At 48.2% G+C, this 22,204-nt stretch carries 19 protein-coding genes; 14 read left to right on the top strand and 5 right to left on the bottom strand.

Annotation, left to right across the window (positions count from 1 at the left end; all coding sequences use genetic code 11):
• The first annotated feature begins 22 nt into the window (after positions 1 to 22).
• The 5 genes from ABRS97_RS06250 to ABRS97_RS06230 all read left to right on the top strand — a co-directional run bounded on the left by ABRS97_RS06250 (position 23) and on the right by ABRS97_RS06230 (position 7,414).
• Positions 23 to 1,207, top strand: a complete 1,185-nt coding sequence (locus ABRS97_RS06250) for an acetyl-CoA C-acyltransferase (RefSeq protein ID WP_367812087.1) — start codon at positions 23 to 25, stop codon at positions 1,205 to 1,207.
• A gap of 397 nt (positions 1,208 to 1,604) precedes the next feature.
• On the top strand, positions 1,605 to 3,377 hold the full coding sequence (locus ABRS97_RS06245; protein ID WP_367812085.1) for an acyl-CoA dehydrogenase family protein: 1,773 nt from the start codon (positions 1,605 to 1,607) through the stop codon (positions 3,375 to 3,377).
• Between the two features lie 36 nt (positions 3,378 to 3,413).
• A complete protein-coding gene (locus ABRS97_RS06240; RefSeq protein WP_367812083.1) occupies positions 3,414 to 5,090 on the top strand; it encodes a long-chain-fatty-acid--CoA ligase in 1,677 nt (558 codons plus the stop codon).
• A 42-nt stretch (positions 5,091 to 5,132) separates the two neighbouring features.
• A complete protein-coding gene (locus tag ABRS97_RS06235; RefSeq protein ID WP_367812081.1) occupies positions 5,133 to 5,549 on the top strand; it encodes a PaaI family thioesterase in 417 nt (138 codons plus the stop codon).
• Between the two features lie 257 nt (positions 5,550 to 5,806).
• Positions 5,807 to 7,414, top strand: coding sequence for a PucR family transcriptional regulator (locus tag ABRS97_RS06230; protein WP_367812080.1), 1,608 nt, complete (start codon positions 5,807 to 5,809; stop codon positions 7,412 to 7,414).
• A gap of 29 nt (positions 7,415 to 7,443) precedes the next feature.
• Here ABRS97_RS06230 and ABRS97_RS06225 read toward each other — a convergent pair whose 3' ends face one another.
• Positions 7,444 to 8,313: a metallophosphoesterase gene (locus tag ABRS97_RS06225; RefSeq protein ID WP_367812079.1), complete on the bottom strand. Its 870-nt coding sequence runs from the start codon at positions 8,311 to 8,313 to the stop codon at positions 7,444 to 7,446.
• A 151-nt stretch (positions 8,314 to 8,464) separates the two neighbouring features.
• Here ABRS97_RS06225 and ytxJ point away from each other — a divergent pair, with 151 nt between their 5' ends.
• Positions 8,465 to 8,806 carry a bacillithiol system redox-active protein YtxJ gene (gene ytxJ, locus ABRS97_RS06220; protein WP_367812077.1) on the top strand — a complete coding sequence of 114 codons (342 nt, stop codon included), beginning with the start codon at positions 8,465 to 8,467 and terminating at the stop codon, positions 8,804 to 8,806.
• A gap of 85 nt (positions 8,807 to 8,891) precedes the next feature.
• On the opposite strand, the gene ABRS97_RS06215 is transcribed toward ytxJ, so the two are convergent.
• Positions 8,892 to 10,979: a sensor domain-containing protein gene (locus ABRS97_RS06215; protein ID WP_367812076.1), complete on the bottom strand. Its 2,088-nt coding sequence runs from the start codon at positions 10,977 to 10,979 to the stop codon at positions 8,892 to 8,894.
• Positions 10,980 to 11,200: 221 nt separating this feature from the next.
• Here ABRS97_RS06215 and ABRS97_RS06210 point away from each other — a divergent pair, with 221 nt between their 5' ends.
• Positions 11,201 to 12,088 (top strand): DMT family transporter, encoded by an 888-nt coding sequence (locus ABRS97_RS06210; protein WP_367812074.1) that lies wholly within the window; start codon positions 11,201 to 11,203, stop codon positions 12,086 to 12,088.
• A gap of 141 nt (positions 12,089 to 12,229) precedes the next feature.
• Here the strand turns inward: ABRS97_RS06210 and ABRS97_RS06205 are convergent, their stop codons facing one another.
• Positions 12,230 to 13,393: a M20 family metallopeptidase gene (locus tag ABRS97_RS06205; RefSeq protein WP_367812072.1), complete on the bottom strand. Its 1,164-nt coding sequence runs from the start codon at positions 13,391 to 13,393 to the stop codon at positions 12,230 to 12,232.
• Positions 13,394 to 13,519: 126 nt separating this feature from the next.
• Between ABRS97_RS06205 and ABRS97_RS06200 the strand changes: the two genes are divergently transcribed.
• Positions 13,520 to 13,801 carry a hypothetical protein gene (locus ABRS97_RS06200; protein WP_367812070.1) on the top strand — a complete coding sequence of 94 codons (282 nt, stop codon included), beginning with the start codon at positions 13,520 to 13,522 and terminating at the stop codon, positions 13,799 to 13,801.
• A 93-nt stretch (positions 13,802 to 13,894) separates the two neighbouring features.
• Entirely contained in the window at positions 13,895 to 14,548 is a 654-nt protein-coding gene (locus ABRS97_RS06195) for an SGNH/GDSL hydrolase family protein (protein ID WP_367812068.1), read from the top strand.
• A 2-nt stretch (positions 14,549 to 14,550) separates the two neighbouring features.
• On the opposite strand, the gene trhA is transcribed toward ABRS97_RS06195, so the two are convergent.
• Positions 14,551 to 15,183 (bottom strand): PAQR family membrane homeostasis protein TrhA, encoded by a 633-nt coding sequence (gene trhA / locus ABRS97_RS06190; protein WP_367812066.1) that lies wholly within the window; start codon positions 15,181 to 15,183, stop codon positions 14,551 to 14,553.
• A gap of 236 nt (positions 15,184 to 15,419) precedes the next feature.
• Between trhA and ABRS97_RS06185 the strand changes: the two genes are divergently transcribed.
• The 3 genes from ABRS97_RS06185 (at position 15,420) to ABRS97_RS06175 (ending at position 17,832) form a co-directional block, all read left to right on the top strand.
• Positions 15,420 to 16,268, top strand: coding sequence for a DegV family protein (locus ABRS97_RS06185; RefSeq protein ID WP_367812064.1), 849 nt, complete (start codon positions 15,420 to 15,422; stop codon positions 16,266 to 16,268).
• 19 nt (positions 16,269 to 16,287) lie between these two features.
• On the top strand, positions 16,288 to 17,130 hold the full coding sequence (locus ABRS97_RS06180; protein WP_367812063.1) for a DegV family protein: 843 nt from the start codon (positions 16,288 to 16,290) through the stop codon (positions 17,128 to 17,130).
• Between the two features lie 72 nt (positions 17,131 to 17,202).
• Positions 17,203 to 17,832, top strand: a complete 630-nt coding sequence (locus ABRS97_RS06175; RefSeq protein ID WP_367812856.1) for a pyridoxamine 5'-phosphate oxidase family protein — start codon at positions 17,203 to 17,205, stop codon at positions 17,830 to 17,832.
• A 58-nt stretch (positions 17,833 to 17,890) separates the two neighbouring features.
• Here the strand turns inward: ABRS97_RS06175 and ABRS97_RS06170 are convergent, their stop codons facing one another.
• Positions 17,891 to 20,053: a HelD family protein gene (locus ABRS97_RS06170; protein WP_367812061.1), complete on the bottom strand. Its 2,163-nt coding sequence runs from the start codon at positions 20,051 to 20,053 to the stop codon at positions 17,891 to 17,893.
• A gap of 269 nt (positions 20,054 to 20,322) precedes the next feature.
• On the opposite strand from ABRS97_RS06170, the gene ABRS97_RS06165 reads away from it, so the two are divergent.
• Both ABRS97_RS06165 and ABRS97_RS06160 read left to right on the top strand, forming a co-directional pair.
• Positions 20,323 to 20,802 carry a glutathione peroxidase gene (locus tag ABRS97_RS06165; RefSeq protein ID WP_367812059.1) on the top strand — a complete coding sequence of 160 codons (480 nt, stop codon included), beginning with the start codon at positions 20,323 to 20,325 and terminating at the stop codon, positions 20,800 to 20,802.
• 259 nt (positions 20,803 to 21,061) lie between these two features.
• Positions 21,062 to 22,135: a His/Gly/Thr/Pro-type tRNA ligase C-terminal domain-containing protein gene (locus ABRS97_RS06160; protein ID WP_367812057.1), complete on the top strand. Its 1,074-nt coding sequence runs from the start codon at positions 21,062 to 21,064 to the stop codon at positions 22,133 to 22,135.
• Positions 22,136 to 22,204 lie beyond the last annotated feature (69 nt).

Below are 22,204 nucleotides of genomic sequence, written 5' to 3'. Positions count from 1 at the left end.
AATTCATAATGAGGTGATACCGATGAAGGAAGCCGTTATTGTATCGATTACACGCACAGCGGTTGGTCGCGCGAAAAAAGGAAGCTTCGCCCAGACACGGGCGGAAGATCTTGGCAAAGCGGTACTGGAAGAAGCCATCCGGCGAGTCCCTGGGCTGGATAAAGGCGATGTCGAGGACATCGTTATCGGGTGTGCGATGCCAGAAGGCGAGCAAGGATTGAACTTCGCCCGCACGATGTCGCTGTATGCGGGCTTTCCGGTGACCGTGCCGGCGATCACGGTCAATCGCTTTTGCTCCTCCGGGCTGCAAGCTATTGCCTATGCGGCGGAGCGCATCATGCTGGGCTGCGCGGAGGTGGTCGTCGCCGGAGGCGTAGAGAGCATGAGCCACGTCCCGATGACGGGCTTCAAGCTCTCGCCGCATCCGCAGCTAGTGACTGACATGCCCGAGGTGTATATGGGCATGGGACATACCGCCGAAGAAGTGGCTCGCCGCTTCGGCATCTCGCGCGAAGACCAGGACAGCTTCGCGACGCGCAGCCATCAGAAGGCTGCTGCTGCGATTGCAGCCGGCAAGTTCAGGGAGGAGATCGTGCCGGTGGGCACGAGCGTAAAGGGTGTGGACGAACGCGGTAAAGCGTTCGAGAAGAAGTTCGTGTTCGACACGGATGAGGGCGTTCGCCCCGATACGTCTGTGGAAGGGCTTGCCAAGCTGAAGCCGGCATTCAGCTTGAACGGCACGGTGACGGCGGGGAACGCGTCGCAGACATCGGACGGCGCAGCGGCAGCGGTGCTGATGAGCCGTGAGCGGGCAGAGGCGCTCGGACTGAAGCCGCTGGCGACGTTTCGCGCTTTCGCACTTTCCGGTGTGGAGCCGGAAATCATGGGTGTCGGTCCCGTCAAGGCGATTCCGAAGGCGCTGCATATGGCTGGTATTACGCAGGATCAAGTGAGCCTTTACGAAATCAATGAAGCATTCGCTTCGCAATGCGTTCATATTATACGCGAGCTCAGCTTAAACGAGGAGCTTGTTAATGTGAACGGCGGCGCGATTGCGCTTGGCCATCCCCTTGGTTGTACAGGTGCGAAGCTGACAACGAGCTTAATCCATGAGCTCCAGCGGCGAGGCGGCGGGTATGGTGTTGTATCAATGTGCATCGGCGGGGGGATGGGCGCCGCAGGGGTCTTTGAAGTGCATCCTGCATAAGGGTTGGCGGGCAGAGTGAATGTGTTGCGCACACAGGGTTTTCTCCGATGATGAATTAGTCTTTATGGCTAGCGGGATGAGTTTTCGAGGGTGTCATTAGGTTGTTTATGATGGAACATTATTTTAAGCGGAACATCGTTCCTTTATGTTGTTTCTTTGTCATCTTGTAGGTAGGTGAAGCGGAACGTGGTTCCTCTATCCCGCAAGTTCACTCTCGAAAAACAGGGGATTTATAGAAATAAGGTACTCATGTTCCGCGAGTACGCGGCGTAAGCGTTTGCAAACAAAAATAAGATACCAACTTTCCGCGGACTGGTCCACCTACTGTAATCCATTTGATTTTCACGCTTGACCAGTGGATAGGACCATCCACAAACATTGCCTAGGAGTGATGAACATGGAAGACAAGGTAATCGGCGGCAGTTTTATCATTTCAGATACGGATTTTCATAGCATGGTAACGCCGGAAGATTTTACAGATGAGCAGCGTATGATTGGCGACACGACGCGCGATTTCGTCACAGGCGAAGTATGGCCCCATGACGAGCACTTAGAGAAACTTGATTACGATTTGACAGTGAAACTGATGCGCAGTGCCGGCGAGCTGGGCTTACTGAGAGCCGATGTGCCTGAGATCTACGGAGGCTTAGGCTTGGATAAGGTGAGCTCGACAGTCATCAGTGAAAACCTTGCCCGTGCCTCATCTTTTGCCCTTTCTATCGGGGCGCATGTCGGAATTGGAACGCTTCCTATCGTTTTCTTTGGCACGCCCGAGCAAAAAAAGAAATACTTGCCCGACCTCGCGACGGGCGCGCGAATTGCCGCCTATTGCTTGACGGAGCCGACCTCAGGCTCGGATGCGCTAGGCGCAAAGACGACAGCTCGTTTGTCTGAAGACGGAACGCATTACCTGCTGAATGGCTCCAAGCTGTATATTACGAACGCAGGATTTGCCGATATTTTTATCGTGTATGCGAAAGTGGACGGCACTGCTTTTAGCGCATTTATCGTTGAAAAAGGCGATCCAGGCTTTAAGATGGGGCCTGAGGAGAAGAAGATGGGCATCAAAGGCTCTTCGACGCGCCCGCTTTTTTTCGAAGATGTCCGCGTTCCGGTTGAAAACTTGCTCGGCGAGGTTGGCAAAGGCCATCTCATTGCTTTTAATATCCTGAATATCGGTCGGTTCAAGTTGGCAACGGGCTGTGTAGGCGCAGCCAAAGAGACGATCGAGCTTTCGGTCCGTTATGCGAACACCCGGCAGCAGTTCCAAACGCCGATCTCCCGGTTCCCGCTGATTGGCAAAAAGCTGGCGGAAATGAATATTCATACCTATATCATGGAGAGTATGGTGTACCGGACTAGCGGTTTGTTCGACAGTATTTTGAAAGATATGGATCACACAAGCCCTGAAGCCGGGAAACACTCGGCCAAAGGCATTTCCGAGTATGCGCTGGAATGCTCCATTAATAAAGTGTTTGCATCTGAAATGCTCGATGATGTGGCGGATGAAGGCTTGCAAATTCACGGTGGCTACGGTTTTATTCAAGAATACAAAGTCGAGCGTATTTATCGGGATTCGCGAATAAACCGAATATTTGAAGGGACGAATGAAATTAATCGGCTGCTTATTCCGGGTACGCTGGTGAAGAAGGCGATGAAGGGCGAACTGCCTTTGCTGCAAAAAGCGCAGGCGCTTCAAGGCGAGCTGCTGTCGCTGGTTCCAGGGCAGTCCTTTGAAGGCACGCTGGCGGAAGAAACGCATCTCGTGTCTATGGCGAAAAAGATTTTTCTTATGGCCGGAGGAACGGCGGTTCAGAAATATGGCGTTGATTTGGAGAAAAATCAAGAGGTGCTAAGTAATTTGGCGGATATTATGATCCAAATTTTCGCTGCTGAAAGCGGATTGCTGCGTACGCAAAAGCTGGTAGCGAAAGTTGGAGAGGACAAAGCGAAAAACGCCATTCAAATGACAACCGTTTTTGTTTACGAGGCTTTTGACAAAATTGAAGCATATGCGAAAGAAGCGCTTAGTACGATGGAAGAAGGAGACGTTTTAAGGACGCAGTTGTCGATTCTGAAAAAATGCGCGCGCCGCAGTGCCGTCAATACGGTCGGTTTAAAGCGGGAAATTGCCGCACGTGTCATTCAGGGTGAAAAGTACATCGTATAGTCTATAAGCTCATGAACCTGAAAGGGATGGTTTTGTATGACTTCCACAAAGCCTTGGCTGTGTCATTATCCCAATGAAGTAGCTCCGACCTACGAGTACCCGAAGCACAATCTTGCGCGTTTATTGATGCATACCGCCAGGAAATTTCCTGATCGTCCAGCGCTCTATTTTATGGGCAAAACACTCAGTTACAAGGCATTGCTCGAAGCCTCCTATCGATTCGCTAATGGGTTAGTTGCGTTAGGCGTCAGCCAGGGAGATCGTGTCGCCATCATGCTCCCGAATTGCCCGCCCGCAATTATCGCTTATTTCGGTACGTTAATGATGGGGGGCATCGTCGTCCAGACGAGTCCGCTGTATATGGAAAGGGAGCTGGTTCATCAGCTCTCCGATTCCGGCGCGACCGTTATTGTGACGTTGGATTTGCTCTTTGCACGTGTGGAGAAGGCTCAAAGCAAGACGCCGATCAGGCAGATGATCATAACATCCATCAAGGACTATTTACCTTTTCCGAAAAATGCGCTTTATCCTGTTAAAATGAAAAAGGATGGTGTCAGGCTCTCCGTTACCTATGGGAATGGCGTCCACAGTTTCAAGAAATTGCTGCGTTCTTCGTCGGCTTCGCCGATTTGCATAGAGGTGGATGCGGAGAAGGATCTGGCCTTGCTACAATACACTGGTGGAACGACTGGGATATCCAAAGGTGTCATGCTGACGCATTTCAATATGGTGGCGAATACGTACCAAACGAGCCATTGGTGTTACAAGGTTCGGCTGGGTGAGGAACGGTTCCTCGGGGCGCTGCCTTGTTTTCATGTTTTCGGTCTTACGGTGCTGCTGAATCAATCCGTATTTCGGGCGGGAATGTTGATACTTATTCCTAAATTTGACATTGATTTGATTCTGCGTACAATAAACGATCTCAAACCGACGATTTTCCCCGGCGCGCCTACGATGTATGTCGCTCTCATTCATCATAAGCGCATTAAAGAGCTTGATGTTTCTTCCATTAACATCTGTGTAAGCGGTTCAGCACCCTTGCCCTTGGAGGTGCAGCAACGCTTTGAAGAACTGACTGGCGGCAGATTAATTGAAGGCTACGGCTTGACGGAAGCTTCTCCCGTGACGCATGCGAATCCGATTTGGGGTTATCGTAAAATTGGCACAATCGGTGTTCCCTTCCCGGATACGGAAGCCAAAGTCGTTCATTCAGAAACTGGCGAGGAAGTGCCAAATGGCGAGATTGGCGAGCTGATTATTCGAGGCCCGCAAGTTATGAAGGGCTACTGGAATCGCGAGTTGGAAACGTCCGCCACGTTAAAAGATGGCTGGCTGTATACCGGAGATATGGCGCGAATGGATGAAGAAGGTTTCTTTGCTATCGTAGACCGCAAGAAGGATTTGATTATTGCTGGGGGTTTCAACATTTATCCACGAGAGATCGAAGAGATTTTGTATGAACATCCTGCGATTCTGGAGGCGGCGGTTGCCGGAATACCGGATCAATACCGCGGAGAAACGGTGAAGGCGTTTGTTGTTCTGAAGTCTGGCATGACACTGACAGAGAGCGAGCTGGAGCTTTGGTGCCGTGATCGGCTGGCTGCATTTAAAGTGCCGCGTAAAGTCGAGTTTCGCGAGTCGCTTCCGAAGACGTTGGTAGGGAAAGTACTGCGGCGGCAGCTGCTGGAGGAGGAGAATAACAAGCCTTCATAGAAGCATTATTTAGGGGGAAAAGAGAGAGGAGGAGGGATCCCTATGCATGTTTCAAAAGAAGAGATGGAACAGCGATTGCGTCATTTGGCTGAAGCTGCTGAGCCAACATTCTGGGGCTATCTGGGCTGTAAATTTGTCTCCATGGAGAGTGGCGTGGTTACCATCGCTCTGGATGCTAAGCCGCAGCATCTCAATATGATTGGCATTGTCCACGGAGGTGTGCTTTCATCCCTTCTGGATAATGCAATGGGAATTGTCATCATGACGGCGAGGCCTGATGAGAAAGCAGTGACGACAAATTTGAATGTCCATTTCGTATCACCGCTGAAGGAAGGAAGATTACTGGTGACTGCGGAAATCGTTCATCAATCGCGTAAAATGATCACGACCCAAGGTAGGATTACCGATAGCGAAGGCAATCTTGGAACGATAGGAACAGGAACGTTTAGGGTCGTTTAGGTGTATGAAAAGGTCCGTCTGCTCGATGCAGCTTCTTGCATCCTTTAGATGGACCTTTTGTGTTAGTTATTCATTCACCACGATCTTTTGTGTTATGTATATGTTATATATATGTTATTTATAAAGAGAATAATGTGGCGATTTCCTGAAAATAAATAGTAAATCGTTATTTGGTGTCATATAATATTACATTAAACCATTGACTGATTGGAAAGGTCATCCTATAATCGTTAAAAAGGCACGAGGGGGAAATCGGTATGCATCTTACAATCCGTGAAGCTTTGACCATCTATCCTTTAACTGAAGCGAAGCTGGTAGCTGGGAAACAAGGTGAATCGCGAATCGTCAAATCGGTCAACGTGATGGACGCTCCCGATATTGCCGACTGGACGAAGTCGGGTGAAATGTTGTTTACAACCGCTTTTGCAATGAAGGATAGTCCTCAGGAAACGGTAAATTTGCTTCGCAAGCTCAACGAGCGTGGAGCGGCGGGGCTGGGTATCAAGCTGGGGAGGTTTTGGACGGAGCTGCCGCAAGTCGTGGTGGACGAGGCGGACCGCCTTCATTTTCCGATTATAGAGATGCCGTTTCAGTTTACATTTTCGGATCAAATGAATGCCTTGTTTAACGCGGAATACCGGCGCAATACACAGCTGCTCCAAAGTGTGCTGGACAAACAAAAAAAGTTGATGCAATTCGGGTTGAAGCAGGACGATATGGTCGGGATGTTTCAATTAATTAGCGGAATTATCGGGTATCCGATGGCGATTCTGGGTGCCAAAGGGCAAATCCTTTTTCATACGAGTTCTTGGACGGACGAACAGTTGCAGCAAAATTGGCCGTGGAAACGGAAAGCAGGCTGGGTACATGCCGGCAAAGACCGCGCATATCGCGTAGCGCTGATTCAGCAGGATGATGAACACCTTGGAAGCTTGCTTGTCATGCCGGATGCGGTGCTTTTGGCGAATGTCGAAGAGGGGCTGTTTCAGCAAGCGGCTGATATTCTAGCGTTTCATATGGGTTTTACGTTCCGTAATCATGTTGAGGCTTCCGCGCAGCGGGATTTGCAAATTAATTTGCTGCGCTACTTGGAGAAAGGCGCTCCATTAGAAGAGTTCCTGGAGCTCGCTGAATCGAGAGGGATGAATCTTTTTTCAGGGAACTATCAATGTGTGATTGGCAAAGTGAAGCGAAGTTCATCCGCACCTTCGGCGGAAGAGGTGACGCTTAAGCTCAAAGAGCTGAAGCAGTACATGGAAACTCATCTGAAAATGCCAAGTCTTCGGGCCAATCATTTCGTGCTCAAGGATCAGTTATTTTCTATTTATGCTTCGAATCAGTCGGAAGGATTTCCGGAGGAAGAACTGTCTCAGTTGCTGTCCAAATATGCAGGAGACTCGATGCCCCACGATGAAATGTTCGATTTGGGTTTCTATGTGAGTCCGTTGAAAACCAAGCCCGTCGCGTTAAGAGAAGCATATATGGAATGTGTTGAAACATCTCGATTAGCTAACCGGCTTGCACTTCCTGATCGCGTACTGCATTTTGAAACGATCGAGTTTGCCCATTTGTTCCAGCATGTTTCTTCCGATATGATGGAGGATTATTGTACGAAAATATTGCGCCCTCTGCTGGAGAAAGACGCCGAATACTCGCAGGAAATGATTCGCACCTTAGAAGTGTTCATTCGTAATGACGGTCAAGTAAGCGAAGCGGCCAAACAATTGTTTATCCACCGGAACACGGTCACCTATCGATTAGAAAAAATCAGCGACCTGCTTCAAGTGGATTTTAAGAAAGTCAACGATTTGCTGAAATTGAAAGCTGTGTTCTTATTTCGTCAATTTTTACATGTCCGGAAATAAGGGTAAATCCTGGGTGGCAAACTAAGCGCTCAGGATTTTGTTTTGTCTAAGGTGATGACAGTAATCTCTGGCCTGCATAGAAAACGAAATGGAAGTAAGGTCGTGCCGATTCCCCGAGTTGTATATACTTGAAGCTTCGATCCGTGAACAGTATGCAAGCCCATCACATATTTATCCCCAAGCGGCGGGGTCACTAAGGCTCCTACAACCGGCAATCGGATTTGTCCGCCATGACTATGACCGGATAATTGTAGATCAATGGACTGAGCAGTGGACGCTATGTCGGCGAAATTGGCTGAGTGAGAGAGCAGCAGTGTGCAGATCTGAGAGGATGCTTCCTGAAGTGTTTGTTGGATATCCGGTTTGCCCGTCAGCATGTCTTCAACCCCTGCAAGTTGGATGGCTTGCCCGCCATGATTGATCGTATGGCATTCATTGAGCAAAGTCTGAAAGCCGCCGTTCTTGAGGATTTTGATCGTTTTCCTGTTTCCGCTGAAATGATCGTGATTGCCGAGAACAGCCCATTTCCCTAGCGGCGCTTCTAACGATGCCAAAAGCTTGCTGACTTCCTCTGCATCGGTAATGTGAGTGTCAAATAGATCGCCCGTGAAACAAAGCAAATCGGGTTTTTCTTGACGAACAAGATTGGTCACAACTTTTAACTGTGTTACGCCAAAATGGTGTCCCAAATGGAAATCGCTGACATGCACGAGCTTTTTACCGATAAATGCATCGGGAAGGCGTTTCAGTGTGATTGTTAAGTGTGTGATGTCATACCATCTAGGCTCCACGAAGCATGAATAACTGCCAAGCAAACCGCCGGAAGCCAGCAGTGAGCCTGCAAAGATCATTCCTTTCTTCAGGAAGGAACGTCTAGTGATTGGAGAAGGTGGCTCCATAAGTGCCTCCAGTGTGTACAAGGATAATTTCTGATTATAAGTATATCAGCTTGCCCCCGGAGGTAGCGAATTGTGCGATACCCGTCCATTTGCATATGCGCTTTTATTATTTTATAATTATTCTCATTAAGATGGGAAGGGAGATGTTCACATGTCTGCATGGAAAGAATTAACGACTGTTGAAGAATGGCAGCAAGTACTTGACCGCTCCAATGAAAAACCGGCGGTCGTGTTGAAGCATAGCACAGCCTGTCCGGTCAGTGCCAGCGCGCTTGAGGAGTATGATGAATACTTGTCGGGCAATCCGAATGGCGACGTCGATTATTACTTAGTTAAAGTAATTGAATCCCGTCCCGTTTCCAATCAAATCGCGGATGATCTCCAAATTAAGCATGCTTCGCCGCAAATTCTTTATTTTAAAAATAAAGAGTCCATTTGGAATACATCACACTGGTCGGTGACGAACAAGCATATAACGGCAGTTCTTGATTAGATCGCATAAAAGCCCTCGGGATTACTCGAAATTCGAGTAGAATCCTAAGGGCTTTTTTTCACTTTGTAATCTGAATAATGTTCTTTTACAGACGAGAATTTTCAAGTAAGGGGGCGCATACATCAGCTGGTACAGGCTTGCTGAATAAGTAACCCTGCATCTCGTTGCAACCGAGCTGTGGCAATACGCTTCTTTGCAGCTCTGTTTCGACGCCTTCAACGATGACGCTCAGGTTCAAGTTCTGGGCTAGGCCCACAATCGAAGAGATGATGGCAGACTCGGAACGGTTGGAAATGTTCGTAATGAAGGATCGGTCTATTTTGAGTCGATGAATGGGAAACTTGCTCAAATAGCTTAAAGACGAGAAGCCGGTTCCGAAATCGTCAATCGATATCTGTATGCCCAATTCGACAAGCTGGTTTAATTGGGTTACGACCAAATCCGCATTGTGCATGGCGATACTCTCGGTGATCTCGAGTTCCAGCGAAGATGGGGGCAGACCGGTCTGTAAGAGTATGCGTTCAACCGTTTCGATGAGATTATTTTGTCTCAATTGAATTTGGGAGAGATTTACTGCAATGCGCAGATCATTAAATCCTTGGTCATGCCACTTCTTGCCTTGTATGCAGGCAATCTCAAGCACTTTGGTGCCAATCGGTACGATGAGCCCGGTTTCTTCGGCTATGCCAATGAAATCGCCGGGATACAGCAAGCTGCGTGTCGGATGGTTCCAACGGACAAGGGCTTCCATGCCGATAATAGTGTTCGTCTGGACATCGATTTGCGGCTGGTAATGAACAACGAACTCATTCCGCTCCAGCGCTTTGTGCAGCTCACTTTCCAACTGTTGCCTGCGAATCGCCTCTTCGTTCATGGACTGCGAATAAATTTTCATATGGTTTTTACCGAGCTCTTTGACTTTATACAAAGCCGTATCTGCGTTATGCATAAGCATCTCAGCATGGTGCCCGTGGTCCGGATAGAACGCGACGCCAATGCTTGCGGTCAGATAGAAATCATTGCCTTGCAATTGAAAGGGCTGTCTAAGCTCTTGAAGAATGCGGTCGGTGATCGGTTGCACATCCGCATCACTTCGCACATGAGGGAGGCAAATGGTGAATTCATCGCCGCCCATACGCCCGATCGTATCGGGCTCCCGGGTACTGCGTTTCAGCCGAACCGCGACCTCTTTTAGCACCTGGTCGCCTACGCCGTGACCGAGCGAGTCGTTAATGAATTTAAAGCCGTCCAAATCCAAATACAAAATGGCAATTTTCGTTTGCTGCCGGTCGGCTTCGTTAAGATGCATCATGACTTTACGTTCGAACAACCTGCGATTAGGAAGGTCGGTCAAGGCATCATAATAAGCCATGTATTGAATGAGATCTTCGGCCTGCTTGCGTTCGGTAATATTTTTGGCTATGCCGTAAACGCCTTGGATGGTGCCCTCATAGGAGATCGGAACGAGTGTGAGGTGGAGATCGACTTTGGCGCCGTTCTTATGCACGATGACCGTTTCAAAGTTCTGCGGCCTGCCCCGCAAAGTTCGTTCAAAGCGCTGCTGAACCCGCTCTTGCTGATCGCTCACACATAGAGAAACGAGAGGAAGCTCCGCGAGCTCATCTTTCGAATATCCGCTAAGTTTGAATGTCGCCGGGTTCATATGAATGAGCGTCCCGACCAGATCTAATGAAATAACAGCATCGGGGTTATTGTCGAATAATGACTGGAGCTGCTGTCTGCTTTCTGTAAGCTTCCTTTTAACCTCGCTGCCGCCTTCTGGTATGTCCGAAATCATGCAGGCATAGGCCACGATGTCACCGTTTTGATCGCGAATGGGAGTGATCGTCTCATTGACAATGAGAATAGATCCGTCTTTAGATTTTCTCCGGTGCTCTTTCACGTGATATTCCCAACAGTGAGCAGTCAAAAGTTCATAGAAAGCTTGCTGGTCCTCTTCAAGCATGGTCAACAGGGGGGAGCCGAGCAATTCCAGGGAACTCCAACCAAATGTGCGCGAAAAATTTTCATTGCTATATTGAACCCGATGCTTCAGATCGCAAATGACCAAAGCAACGGTGGCATGGCCTGTCAAAACCTCGACCACTTCTTGCGTATAATGAAGGTCTTGTTCGAGCTTATTCATACGTTCATTTCTGGAAGATGATGTCAATGCTGCAGCCTCCGATACCAATTCACTCAACTCTGTTTCCATTATATATGAAAACGGATTGGTTTTGGAGAGAAAATTCTATAAAATTTGACACAAAAATAGCTGATTCGACAGCATTTTAAATTAATTGAACAATGGATTAAAAAAGATTGGCAAGCCTGTTCTCCTCCTATATACTAATACGGCAACGATTACTAGAATGGACATCAAGGAGTTACTCTATGAATGCAATGAATAAAACAAAAGTTCCTGTTTCTGTATTTCTGTTTATCGGTATCATCGCAATCTCGTTTTCGGCAATTTTCGTAAAATGGTCAGCGGCTCCAGCCTCAGTTATCGCCATGTACAGGCTGCTTATGACGAATGTGCTTATGCTTCCGTTTTTATGGCGCTATGCAAGTGAATTATCGGCAATCCGTCTCAAACAGTGGCTGCGAATAGCGGCCTCAGGTATAGGGCTTGGCCTCCATTTTTTATTTTGGATGGATTCCCTGAATTATACGACGGTAGCTAGCTCGACCGCTATTTTAACGCTTGAGCCAATTTTTGTGCTGGCAGGAGCTTTTGTATTATATGGTCAACGGACAAACAGAGTCGCTTTCCTTGCAATGGTGATTGCGATTGTTGGAGCTATTTGTATCGGATGGGGGGATTTCCGGTTTTCCGGCATGGCATTGAAAGGAGATTACCTATCTCTCATCGGCACAGTAGCTGTGGCGGTTCACATGCTTCTTGGCAAAAGCATTCGCGAGCATGTATCAGCCTTTGTGTATAGTTTTTTCGTATTTTTGTTTGCGGGGGGCGTTCTTGCGGTTTATAATGCCGCGATTAAGGTTTCATTCACAGCCTATCCGCCGAAAGAGTGGGGGGTCTTCTTCCTGCTAGCCATTGTGCCGACCGTATTCGGACACTATGTGTTTAACTGGCTTCTCAAGTATATGAAGGCCGCATCGATCTCCATGACCGTCTTAGGAGAGCCGCTAGGCGCAACGTTGCTCGCTTATATGCTGCTGGGCGAAACAATTACCGCGATTCAACTTGCGGCGGGCTTCTTGTTGCTCATCGGGGTGGGCTTATTTTTATGGAGCAACGAGAGGAAAAAGGTATAATTGCCCGGGTTAATTGATCATTAGTTGAATAGTTGATTCGTGATAATGTTGGATGACTTGCGTCTGACAGAGGGGAAAGGGAAAAAAGACCACCCGATAAGACTTTATAGTCATACGGGCAGTCTTTTCCTGCTCACACGATTACACGGTGGCAGCAAACTCAGCTTTTATTTTTTTTAACAGCTCAGGGTCCTTCATGACATCATAAGCGGTACTAGCCAATGCTTTAGCTGTGAAGATCATACTGTCCAGCGCCCGGTTCTCCATAGCCAGATCTCGGAATTCCTTCGTATGCAGCATATGCTTCTCGTCAATGATTTTGACGAAGGGATGAATCGTCGGGCATTGAATGGAGACGTTGCCCAGATCAAGAGAGCCGTGATCTTTGCCAATCTCAATTTCATCGGGTTTAACGCCCATGGCGTATAGGTTGCCAGTAAAGACATCAGAAAGTGTCTCATTGGTCCGCAGCTCATCGTAGGAATATTCGTAAAATGAGGTTTGCAGCGTACAGCCGGTCTGAAGCGCGGCGCCTTCTGCACAACGCAGCACCTTTTGCACCAGCTCATTCGTATAGGCCCTGGAAGCAGAGCGGACATAGAATTGCGCGACTGCATAATCGGGGATGATGTTCGGCGCTTTGCCGCCTTCGCTGATGATGCCGTGAATCCGCGCATCGGATTTCACTTGTTGGCGCAATGCATTAATCGAGTTGAATAACTGAAGTACGGCATCCAGCGCGTTAATTCCTTCATAAGGTTGAGCGGCGGCATGAGCCGAGCGCCCGAAAAATTCGTATTGGATGGCATCCATGGCCAGTGATTCACCGGACTTCTCATAGGTGTAATAAGGATGAGCCATTAACGCAATATCTACATCATTGAACATTCCGGCTGCTGCCATCGGCACTTTGGCGCCCTTGGTTTCTTCGGCGGGTGTGCCGTAGACGCGGATTTTGCCGCCGACTTCTGCAAGGGCAGACTTTAGTCCGACCGCAGCGCCAATGCTCATCATGCAGATGAGGTGATGGCCGCAAGCATGTCCTAGTTCAGGAAGCGCATCATATTCAGCTAAGAAAGCAACGATAGGTCCTGGCTTGCCAGTATCATAGGTGGCCAGGAAAGAGGTTGGAATATCTAAAACGCCGCGTTCGACTTGAAAGCCATGGGCTTCAAGCTCTGCGGTGAGGCGGTCTGCCGCTTGGAATTCCTCGTGGCCGAGCTCCGGGTTCGCTCCAATAAAGCTGGATATGGCTTTGAACCTGTCAGCGAAGGTATCAATGGTTTGTGTGATGGCTGATTTCATGGGGAGTGCTCCTTTACGGAAGAGGTCTTCTTTCCATTGTAGTATAAAGGAGTGGGAACTACCACTTTTCAGACCGCTGAGGTACAATGAATGGAACAATCATGGAGGATATAGGAGGGCATTTGTATGATGAAATATGGGGCCGAACATGTGGAGCACCGCTTCACATTGACGTATAGAGAAAGTGAATCAAGAGGCCAGTGGCAGGACGTCTATTTAGACATCCAAATGGACAATGGGCAGACTTTGCCAGAGGATTTGATAGATCCTTCTGTGCTAGTGATTACAAATCAAGAAGGTCATATTGTGCAAATCGTTTTGCAGGACGAGGGTTGTGATTGTGAATTTCAATTTACTTTTTCGGAAAAGGCGCAAATCGAGAGCTTCGTCGCCCAAATTGAAGGCTAGAAAAACTTGAAAAAGGCCTCCCGCCTGCACATTCCCAAAATGGGCGCACGCGCATATATTGGGTATATGTCAGTCACTGGGGAGAGGGTAGCGATGGAGAAGGCGATCAATTATCTGGCATTCGGCGACTCGTTAACCGTTGGTTTTGGCGCTGCGGATGGATTGGGATTCGTATCCCTATTTAAGCAGCGAGTGGAGCAATTAGTGAACGTTCCCGTTCAACTGTTTCACGCAGGGACTAACGGAGCGACAACGTCTGAATTATTGGAAACGCTTGAATCGGATTTCGAGCTGCAGCAAAGTGTTCAGCTAGCGGATTTGATAACGATTACAGCTGGAGGCAATGATTTACTTCAAGCAGCTATCCCCTTTTTTTACCAAAATGAACCTCAATACTTAAAATCTGCGCTTCAATTGTATGAAACGAACTATCGGAAGCTGCTAGAACGCATACAAGTATTGCGTGAACATGTAGACACGCCATATATCATAGCATTGGTCGGTTTATACAATCCATTGCCGCTGGTGCCGGACGCTGCTTACTGGGTTCAGCGTTTTAATTTATTTCTACGCAAGCTGGAACGTCCCTATGTTCGTATCGTTCAAGTTTATGACGCATTCGTAGGCATGGATGGTTACTATTTGGCCGAAGACGGTATTCACCCGAATGAACAGGGCTACGAAGCACTATCCAGACAAGTGGAAAACACAGTGACGCTGGAGCAGCTTCGAGAGCTCGTTAGATGAATTTATATAGGCAAGACATAGCTGAAAATGGAAATGAAATGACAGACGCTGCCAGCAAGCACAAACACATGCCAGATGGCATGGTGATAAGGAATGCGCCGCCACATATAGAAAATGGTGCCGAATGTGTACAGCAGCCCGCCAATGACGAGCCAAACGATGCCGCCAAAGGCAAGGTTCAAATAAAGCGGTTTAAAGGCGAGCACGATGAGCCATCCCATTATGATATAGCAGAGCGTGGATAGGAGCATGAACCGTTTGACGTAAAAGATTTTGAGCACCATCCCGATGAGGGCTAGCCCCCAAATGACGCTGAAAAAACTCCAGCCAAATGGCCCTTGCAACGTTATTAATAAGTAAGGGGTATACGTCCCGGCAATCAACAAGTAGATGGCTGAATGATCTAAGATCTCGAATATGTCCTTCAGCTTAGGGTGCTGAACGCTGTGAAGCAAGGTGGAGCAAGCGTACAAGGTGACAAGCGCAACGCCGAATATGCTGAAGCTGACGATATGCAAGGCGCTGCCGTGCAAGCTGGCCTGCACGATGAGCAGAATTAATGCGGCAATGCTAAGCAGCACGCCGATGCCATGAGAGATGGCATTGGCTCTTTCTTCGCGGATGGAGGAGTCCATAACCTTACCTTCTTTCTATTTTATATAGATAGGACGATGAAACCATGTATTTACCTTCATTTCAGCTGCAAAATCAGTGGAGAGATAGCGGATTTATACATGTTAAAAAATGGTTGAAACTCTTGCGATGATTGCTACGTAAAATGAATGAATAAAGAGATGTACACTGCGTTCAATCTAAAAGTGCCTTTAGTATTTATCAGAAAATTGTTCAGCGACAAGGTGGTTGGAATGGGATGTCTCGGGTTTACATATTTACGGACAGTACGAATGATTTAAACGAAGAGCTTTTGCATAAGTATGATATCCAAGTTGTACCGCTATATGTAATTTTTGAAGATGAATCTTATCGTGACGGCGTTACGATCAAACCTGAGAAGCTGTATGAACGCGTTGATCAAACAGGCAAGCTGCCCAAAACTGCCGCTCCTTCGCCGATCGATTTCGAGCAAGCGTTTGCACCATATATCGAGGCGGGAAATCGCATTGTGTATATTGGGTTATCTTCCAAGTTATCATCGACCATCCAAAATGCAACGTTAGCATCAACCCAATTCGAGGAAGGCTGCGTAACGGTAATCGATTCTCGAAATCTATCTACTGGCATCGGTCTCCTTATATTGAAAGCGGCAAAGGCCGCGAAGGAGGGGCTCGACGCCAAACAAATTCAAGCGCTAATCGAGCCTGTCGTCAATAAAATTGAAGTCGAATTCGTCATTGATACGCTGGAATATTTGCATAAAGGTGGGCGCTGTTCCAGCGTTCAAGCTGCTCTTGGCAGTTTGCTGAAAATTCGACCTTTGGTCAAAGTGATGGATGGCGCGATGACGTTGACGGACAAAGTAAGAGGGAAACGCGAGAAAGCGCTTGATCTGCTTCTAAATAATGCTTTATCACAAAGGAACCAAATCGATGATGAGTTCCTTTTCATTACGCATTCGATGGCAGCGGAAGAGGCTGCTTACCTCAAACGCGAAATCGAGCGGCAAACGAATGTGAAACAGGTATGCATCACGGAAACGGGTTGTGTGATATCCAGCCATTGCGGTCCGCGTACCGTAGGCATTGTATTCGCCAAAAAATAAGAAACGAGTGAAGCTCATCATGACAACAATCCAGGTTATTACAGACGGCAGTTGCGACCTTCCCATAGTGTTAGCGGAGGAGCTTGGTATTACGATTGTTCCTTTATCCGTACATTTTGGCGAGGAGTGTATGCCTCCACACATGGAGCTTTGCGATTTCTATACAAAAATGAAAAGAGAGAGTGAGCTGCCGAAAACGTCAAGCCCATCTCCGCTTCATTTCCTTGCAGCTTATAAGCAAGCTAGGGTGGATCAAGATATTGTTGTCATCAGCCTTTCATCCGGACTGAGTTCTACGTATTGTCATGCGGTTATGGCGAAAGACATGCTGTTGGAAGAGGGCTTTACAGGAAAAATTGAAGTAATCGATTCCCGCTCAGCTTCGCTGGGACTTGGGGTGCTCGCCTACAAAGCGGCTAAAATGGTAGAAGATCATGCTTCTTTCGAGGACATTGTCCGAGAATTGCATCAAGCCGTAGCAAACTCCGGCACGTTTTTCTTTCTGGATACGTTGGAAAACGTTATCAAAGGCGGAAGGCTGGATCGAGTGCGCGGAGCTGTGGCTTCTGTTTTGAACATTAAACTGTTGATGAAAGCAAGTAACGAAGGGTCTGTCGAAGTGATTGAAAAAATTCGCGGCACTCAGATGGCTTTGAAAAAGCTGATGGAGAAGGTCGGAGAGCGAGCCCACGATTTCGATAAGGATGTCATTGCCGTTGCGCACAGCAATTGTGAAGAGCGGGCACGTGACTTCTTGCATCAATTACTGGAGAAATACCCGTTTCGCCATGTATTGTTTGCGAATATGGGAACGGTGATCGGCACCTATGCAGGTGAAGGCGGCGTCTTGGTGGCCTATTGAGCTTTTTGGCGTATAATAGTAAGCAAGATAGCTATTAGATGTCGGGAGTGATAGGTTTTGAGTTTTAATGGGATGTTTGCAAATCTAGTGAAATCTGAGGAAGAATTGCGAGATTTGTTAGGGAATCCGGGCAAGCTCGCAGCGAACAAAACGATCCGGTTACTGGATGAGCATTGCCGTAACTTCATTGCGAAATCGCCGTTTCTAATGCTCGCAACTTCCGATGTGCAAGGAAACTGCGATGCTTCTCCACGCGGTGACGCTCCCGGATTCGTCCATGTACTGGATGAAAGGCATCTTGTTATCCCTGAGAGGCAAGGCAATCGTAAATTTGATTCTTTACTGAATCTGCTCACCAATCCAAAAGTCGGGCTGCTTTTCCTCATCCCAGGCCTGGGGGAGACGCTGCGCATTAACGGTAAGGGTTTTGTGATGCGTGATGGGGACTTTTTAGAAAAAATGTCCGTGCAAGGGAAAACGCCTATTGTCGGTATAGGTATAGAAGTCGAAGAATGCTACATTCACTGTGCCAAGGCACTGAAGCGATCTGAGTTATGGCAGCCTGCAAGCTGGCTTTCGCAAGATCAGCTGCCTTCCATACCGCAAATGCTGGCTGCACATATTCAGCTTCCCGACGAGGTTATCACACCCGAAGAAGTTGAACGATCACTTCTTGAAAGCTACACGAAGCGACTCTATTAGAGGCTAAAAAGACACGTGCTTGTTGATCAAAGGATCAAGGAGCAACGTGTCTTTTTGTTCATGCGGGATGTTCAGTGGTTACAATATCTGTATCTTGGAGATTAACCAGCGGGGAGAGTTCCCCCGGAACGATCAGCCACAGCTCATGAAGTGCCCGTGTGCAGCCTACATAGAGCAGCTTGGCGTCGATGAGCGTTGCTTCATACTGCTCTTGGGTGACATCCATCAGGATGACAGCGTCAAATTCGAGTCCCTTGGTCAAGTAGACAGGCAGAACAGAGATGCCGCCGCGATATACACGCTGCTTGGCTGTGATCAAATTAGTCGCTAGACCCGCTTCCGTTAATGCATCATGCAGCTCCTGGGCTTGCTTCTCGGTCCGAGCGACTATGGCTATCGTGCTGGAACTGCCTTGATGCAGAGTGGTGATAGCTTGCTGAAGCAGCTGCAAACGGGCCTTGGTATCGGTATGAAGGATACGAACTTTGTTGCCGCTGCGGAATACCGGCACGGCTAACAAAGGATTCTCGACACCGCGCTTCAGTACCTGATTCGCGAACTGGATAATTTCCATGGTGGAGCGGTAGCTTCGCTCCAGCTCAAAATATCCGGTTTGTTCCTCTTGGAATAAACCGGTAAATTCTTTCCAGTCGATGATGCCTTGATACGCATGAATCCCTTGCGACAAATCGCCAAGAATCGTAAACGAATGATTCCGCGTGTAAGCGTCTAGAACGGCAACTTGAAAAGGTGAGAAGTCTTGTGCTTCGTCGATAACAACGTGATCAAACATCTGATCGGAGGCGATACCGTGCAAGCGTGTATGGATATAAAGAAGCGGGGCCAGATCTTCGAGCTGCACTTCTTTTTTCTTCATCAGTTTAGCCGATGCTGTAACAATCGCCTCGGGGATTTGGGTAAGCAATTCAATAGGCAGGCTGTCTGGGCGGCCCTGTTCAGCGAAGAGCAGTTTATAGAAAGAGAATGCTGAGTGCTCCGGCCAGCCCGTTAGGTAGGTGCGCAAGCGTTGAGAGGCTTTCTTTTTAAGCTCTTTCTTCTTGCTCTGCTCCCAGATTTTGTCGAGCTGCATCTCCATCCAACGTTTGATGCGGGCAATGACGCGTTCACGGCGCTTCGCAAGTGCGTAATGCTTGTTCTCGACGAAAAACCATTCATGGATATGAGCGATGGGAAGCTTGGCGCCCTCCCATGGGATGAAATCAGCGGCAGGGACATAGGATTGTTCGAATTTCTGCAGGCACTCGTCCACTAGCTGCTTGAAGGCAATGGAGCCCTTATAACGGCCCGGTGCACGGTCATCCACGGTGGGTCTCTTGCTGCCGACAGCAAACCAGGTTTGCAGCGCCAAAGCGGGATCAGCCAGCTTCACTTGTTGCTCCAGGACATCAAGCGCCCAGTCGGAGAAGGTACTCTGTTGGATGTTGCCGACACCGAGCTCAGGCAAGACGCCTGAGATATAGTCCAGGAACATGGAGTTGGGCGCGAAAATGACCATCCGTTCCGCTCGAATCTGTTCGCGATATTGATAGAGCAAGAACGCAAGTCGGTGGAGGGCAACGGTTGTTTTACCGCTTCCGGCGACGCCTTGAATGATCAAAGCCGTATTCTTCGCGGCACGGATGATCCGGTCCTGCTCGGCTTGAATCGTCGAAACAATATCGCGCAGCTTGTTGTCCTTGTTCTCGCCAAGCCGATACAGAAGGAACTCGTCGTGGGCGGCGAGCGAGTCTTCATTGCGGTCGTAAGTGTCTACGACCCGCTGCAAAATTTGTTTGCGCACAACAAGGTTGCGCTTCAAATAGACGAGGCCGTCGATAAGGCCGTCGGGGGACTCGTAAGAAGCGGCGTCCTGTCCGCCGGTGAACGAGTAGAAGAGGCTGGCTACGGGGGCTCGCCAGTCGATGACGAGCAGTTGCCCGGTGCGTTCATCCTCAACGCCGGCTTTGCCGATATAGAGCGGTGCAACAGCCGATGCTCCCGACTCTTGAAAGTCGAGCCGGCCAAAATACGGTTCATCTACCGCTTTAGATAAATTGAGCCGGCCTTGCTCGCGCGTAACTTCTAGCGCTTGCTCAGTCAGGTCGGGCCCGTAGTACACGGGAGTCGCCCGAAGGCGGCTTAATTGCTTGTCAATCTCAGCGCTCGTTCGTTCGAGCCGCTCAAGTTCTTCTTGATAGGCACTTTGAGTCTTTGTGTCCAAGATCAGTTACCTCCTAAGAGTTGATTTCTGTAAGAAAACTTGCATTTTTAGCTTCTAAGCATTCATGATGGTTAGCTGAGCAAACTGCAACTAAAGCGCTGCAATTCATGTGAGTTAACATGTTTTGGAAATAAAACAGGTAAACAATATAACACATTTGTTAGTAATAAGAAAGCTGAACGTAGCACTCTCAGCAAGCTTGGGCACCTTGGAAAAGAATGCTATAATAAATTTAGGAGTAAAAAAATAATCATAAGGAGAATGAAGCCATGTCATTATACGAAATTGATGTACAAACGATCTCTGGGGAAACGAAGTCACTGTCATCTTACAAAGGCAAAGTTTTGCTTATTGTGAATACGGCTAGCGCTTGTGGACTTACACCGCATTACAAAGGGCTGCAAAGTCTGTATGAGCAATACCAAGACAGCGGCTTAGTTGTGCTAGGATTCCCTTGCAACCAGTTTGCGGGTCAGGAACCGGGGACGAATGAAGACATTCAAAGTTTTTGCGAGTTAAACTACCAAGTGACATTTCCTTTATTCGCAAAGATAGATGTGAAAGGCGAGAACGCGCATCCGCTATTTACTTATCTCGTCAACCATACACCAGAGCCGTATCGCACTGGAGATATCGAATGGAACTTTGTTAAATTCCTTGTGGATGCTAACGGCCAAATTGTTAAACAATACAGCGCCCGCACAGAGCCTGGTGATATTTCACCTGACATTGAAGCGCTTCTGGCATAAAAGCCGATTATACGTCAAGTGCCTATTGCAAAACGAATAGGCACTCGTTATAATCAGAAACATCATCGATGAAGGGGACGAATCTTATGCGTAAACAATGGTTCGTACAATTTCATTATTTTGACAAGCGTTAGCACACACCTGTAACTAATCAGGGTGGGCTAACGCATTTCGCGTTGGCCTCCCTGCGGGATAGCAATTCGCGCGGGACCATGGGGTCCGGCGCGTTTTTTATTTTAAACCGAAGGGAATGGGTGGCATGCAGTACGTAAAAGGAACAAATTGGGGGGAGGAGCAATTGCTCCGTCAAAAGGTAGTAAATGCGCTAACAAGGCAATTCGAATTGTACGAATTCAATGTGATGGAAACGCCGATCCTGAATGAAGAATCGCTGCCCACCTCGAAATATCCGGGCGCAGACGAGCCTGCAGGCGAAGATGAGCTGATGCAGCTTGCAGATGCGGTGTTCACGAAACTGGGAATATCGATCGTTATTTCCTGGAACAATAGCAAATTCCTCGGGGAATGGCTGGAAAAGGCTGGCGTGCCTACGGATAGGCAGCTTCCGGTCATGCTCGCATTAGATAAATTAGAGAAGATAGGTCAAGAGGGTGTGAGAGACGAGCTCCGGGAAAAAGGGGTGGGGAACGTTGTCTTGTCTGAAATTTATAAGATAATAAATGTGGATAGACCGACTTTTGATCAAATCGCCAATACGTTTCAGCTTGAGCGAAGCGAAGGAGCCGGAGAGATCCGGGTGCTGCAGCAGCTTTTGGAACAAATGGGACTTGGAAAGGTCTGCTCCTTCGATCCGTTTCTGTCACGCAGTCTGTCCTTTTATTCGGGAACGGTTTATGAAATCAAGGTTGCAGCGGGTGTTTATCCAGCGAGCCTAGGCGGCTGTGGCAAATATGATGCGATTATTGGTCACTTGACAGGCAGGGCTGATTTCAAAGCTCTTGCTGCCGGTTTGTCCTTCTACCTTGAACCCATCATGGAGGTCCTGCAGCAGCGGGAACGGCCGATAAGTTCGCTCCCAGTTGTCGTAGCTCCGTTAGGGAAGGAGGCCGCTGCGCAGGCATTTCGCGTGACAACCGAACTTCGAGCTGCTGGCTTAAGGACGCGTATGGCAAGTGAGAACCGGAGGTTAAGCAAGATTCTTGCAGCAGCCTCAGAGCAAGGCGTGCCCTTCGTTATTGTGATAGGTTCCGATGAAATAGCTGCCAATCTTGTCCGGTTAAAGGATATGTTGGAGCAAAGTGAAGCGGCAATGCCAATGGATCAGGCGATCTACTATATCGAAAAGAAGCTACCACCTGCGAATTTTAGTTGAACTTGTTAAACTTTACCAGTCATTTATGGTACTATGAAAGTAGTACGTATCAACTGTTGGAGGTGTCCC

Source organism: Paenibacillus tabacirhizosphaerae (assembly GCF_040812395.1).
In the GTDB taxonomy this organism is placed as follows: domain Bacteria; phylum Bacillota; class Bacilli; order Paenibacillales; family NBRC-103111; genus Paenibacillus_E.
This window is presented reverse-complemented; position numbering and strand designations above follow the sequence as displayed.

Bases quoted from the DNA above. Each gene is read 5' to 3' on its own strand.
- ABRS97_RS06235 (WP_367812081.1), top strand. From the start codon at position 5,133: ATGCATGTTTCAAAAGAAGAGATGGAACAGCGATTGCGTCATTTGGCT.
- ABRS97_RS06245 (WP_367812085.1), top strand. From the start codon at position 1,605: ATGGAAGACAAGGTAATCGGCGGCAGTTTTATCATTTCAGATACGGAT.
- ABRS97_RS06160 (WP_367812057.1), top strand. From the start codon at position 21,062: ATGCAGTACGTAAAAGGAACAAATTGGGGGGAGGAGCAATTGCTCCGT.
- ABRS97_RS06240 (WP_367812083.1), top strand. From the start codon at position 3,414: ATGACTTCCACAAAGCCTTGGCTGTGTCATTATCCCAATGAAGTAGCT.
- ytxJ (WP_367812077.1), top strand. From the start codon at position 8,465: ATGTCTGCATGGAAAGAATTAACGACTGTTGAAGAATGGCAGCAAGTA.
- trhA (WP_367812066.1), bottom strand. From the start codon at position 15,183: ATGGACTCCTCCATCCGCGAAGAAAGAGCCAATGCCATCTCTCATGGC.
- ABRS97_RS06200 (WP_367812070.1), top strand. From the start codon at position 13,520: ATGATGAAATATGGGGCCGAACATGTGGAGCACCGCTTCACATTGACG.
- ABRS97_RS06175 (WP_367812856.1), top strand. From the start codon at position 17,203: ATGTTTGCAAATCTAGTGAAATCTGAGGAAGAATTGCGAGATTTGTTA.
- ABRS97_RS06250 (WP_367812087.1), top strand. From the start codon at position 23: ATGAAGGAAGCCGTTATTGTATCGATTACACGCACAGCGGTTGGTCGC.
- ABRS97_RS06210 (WP_367812074.1), top strand. From the start codon at position 11,201: ATGAATGCAATGAATAAAACAAAAGTTCCTGTTTCTGTATTTCTGTTT.
- ABRS97_RS06205 (WP_367812072.1), bottom strand. From the start codon at position 13,393: ATGAAATCAGCCATCACACAAACCATTGATACCTTCGCTGACAGGTTC.
- ABRS97_RS06225 (WP_367812079.1), bottom strand. From the start codon at position 8,313: ATGGAGCCACCTTCTCCAATCACTAGACGTTCCTTCCTGAAGAAAGGA.
- ABRS97_RS06180 (WP_367812063.1), top strand. From the start codon at position 16,288: ATGACAACAATCCAGGTTATTACAGACGGCAGTTGCGACCTTCCCATA.
- ABRS97_RS06185 (WP_367812064.1), top strand. From the start codon at position 15,420: ATGTCTCGGGTTTACATATTTACGGACAGTACGAATGATTTAAACGAA.
- ABRS97_RS06195 (WP_367812068.1), top strand. From the start codon at position 13,895: ATGGAGAAGGCGATCAATTATCTGGCATTCGGCGACTCGTTAACCGTT.
- ABRS97_RS06230 (WP_367812080.1), top strand. From the start codon at position 5,807: ATGCATCTTACAATCCGTGAAGCTTTGACCATCTATCCTTTAACTGAA.
- ABRS97_RS06165 (WP_367812059.1), top strand. From the start codon at position 20,323: ATGTCATTATACGAAATTGATGTACAAACGATCTCTGGGGAAACGAAG.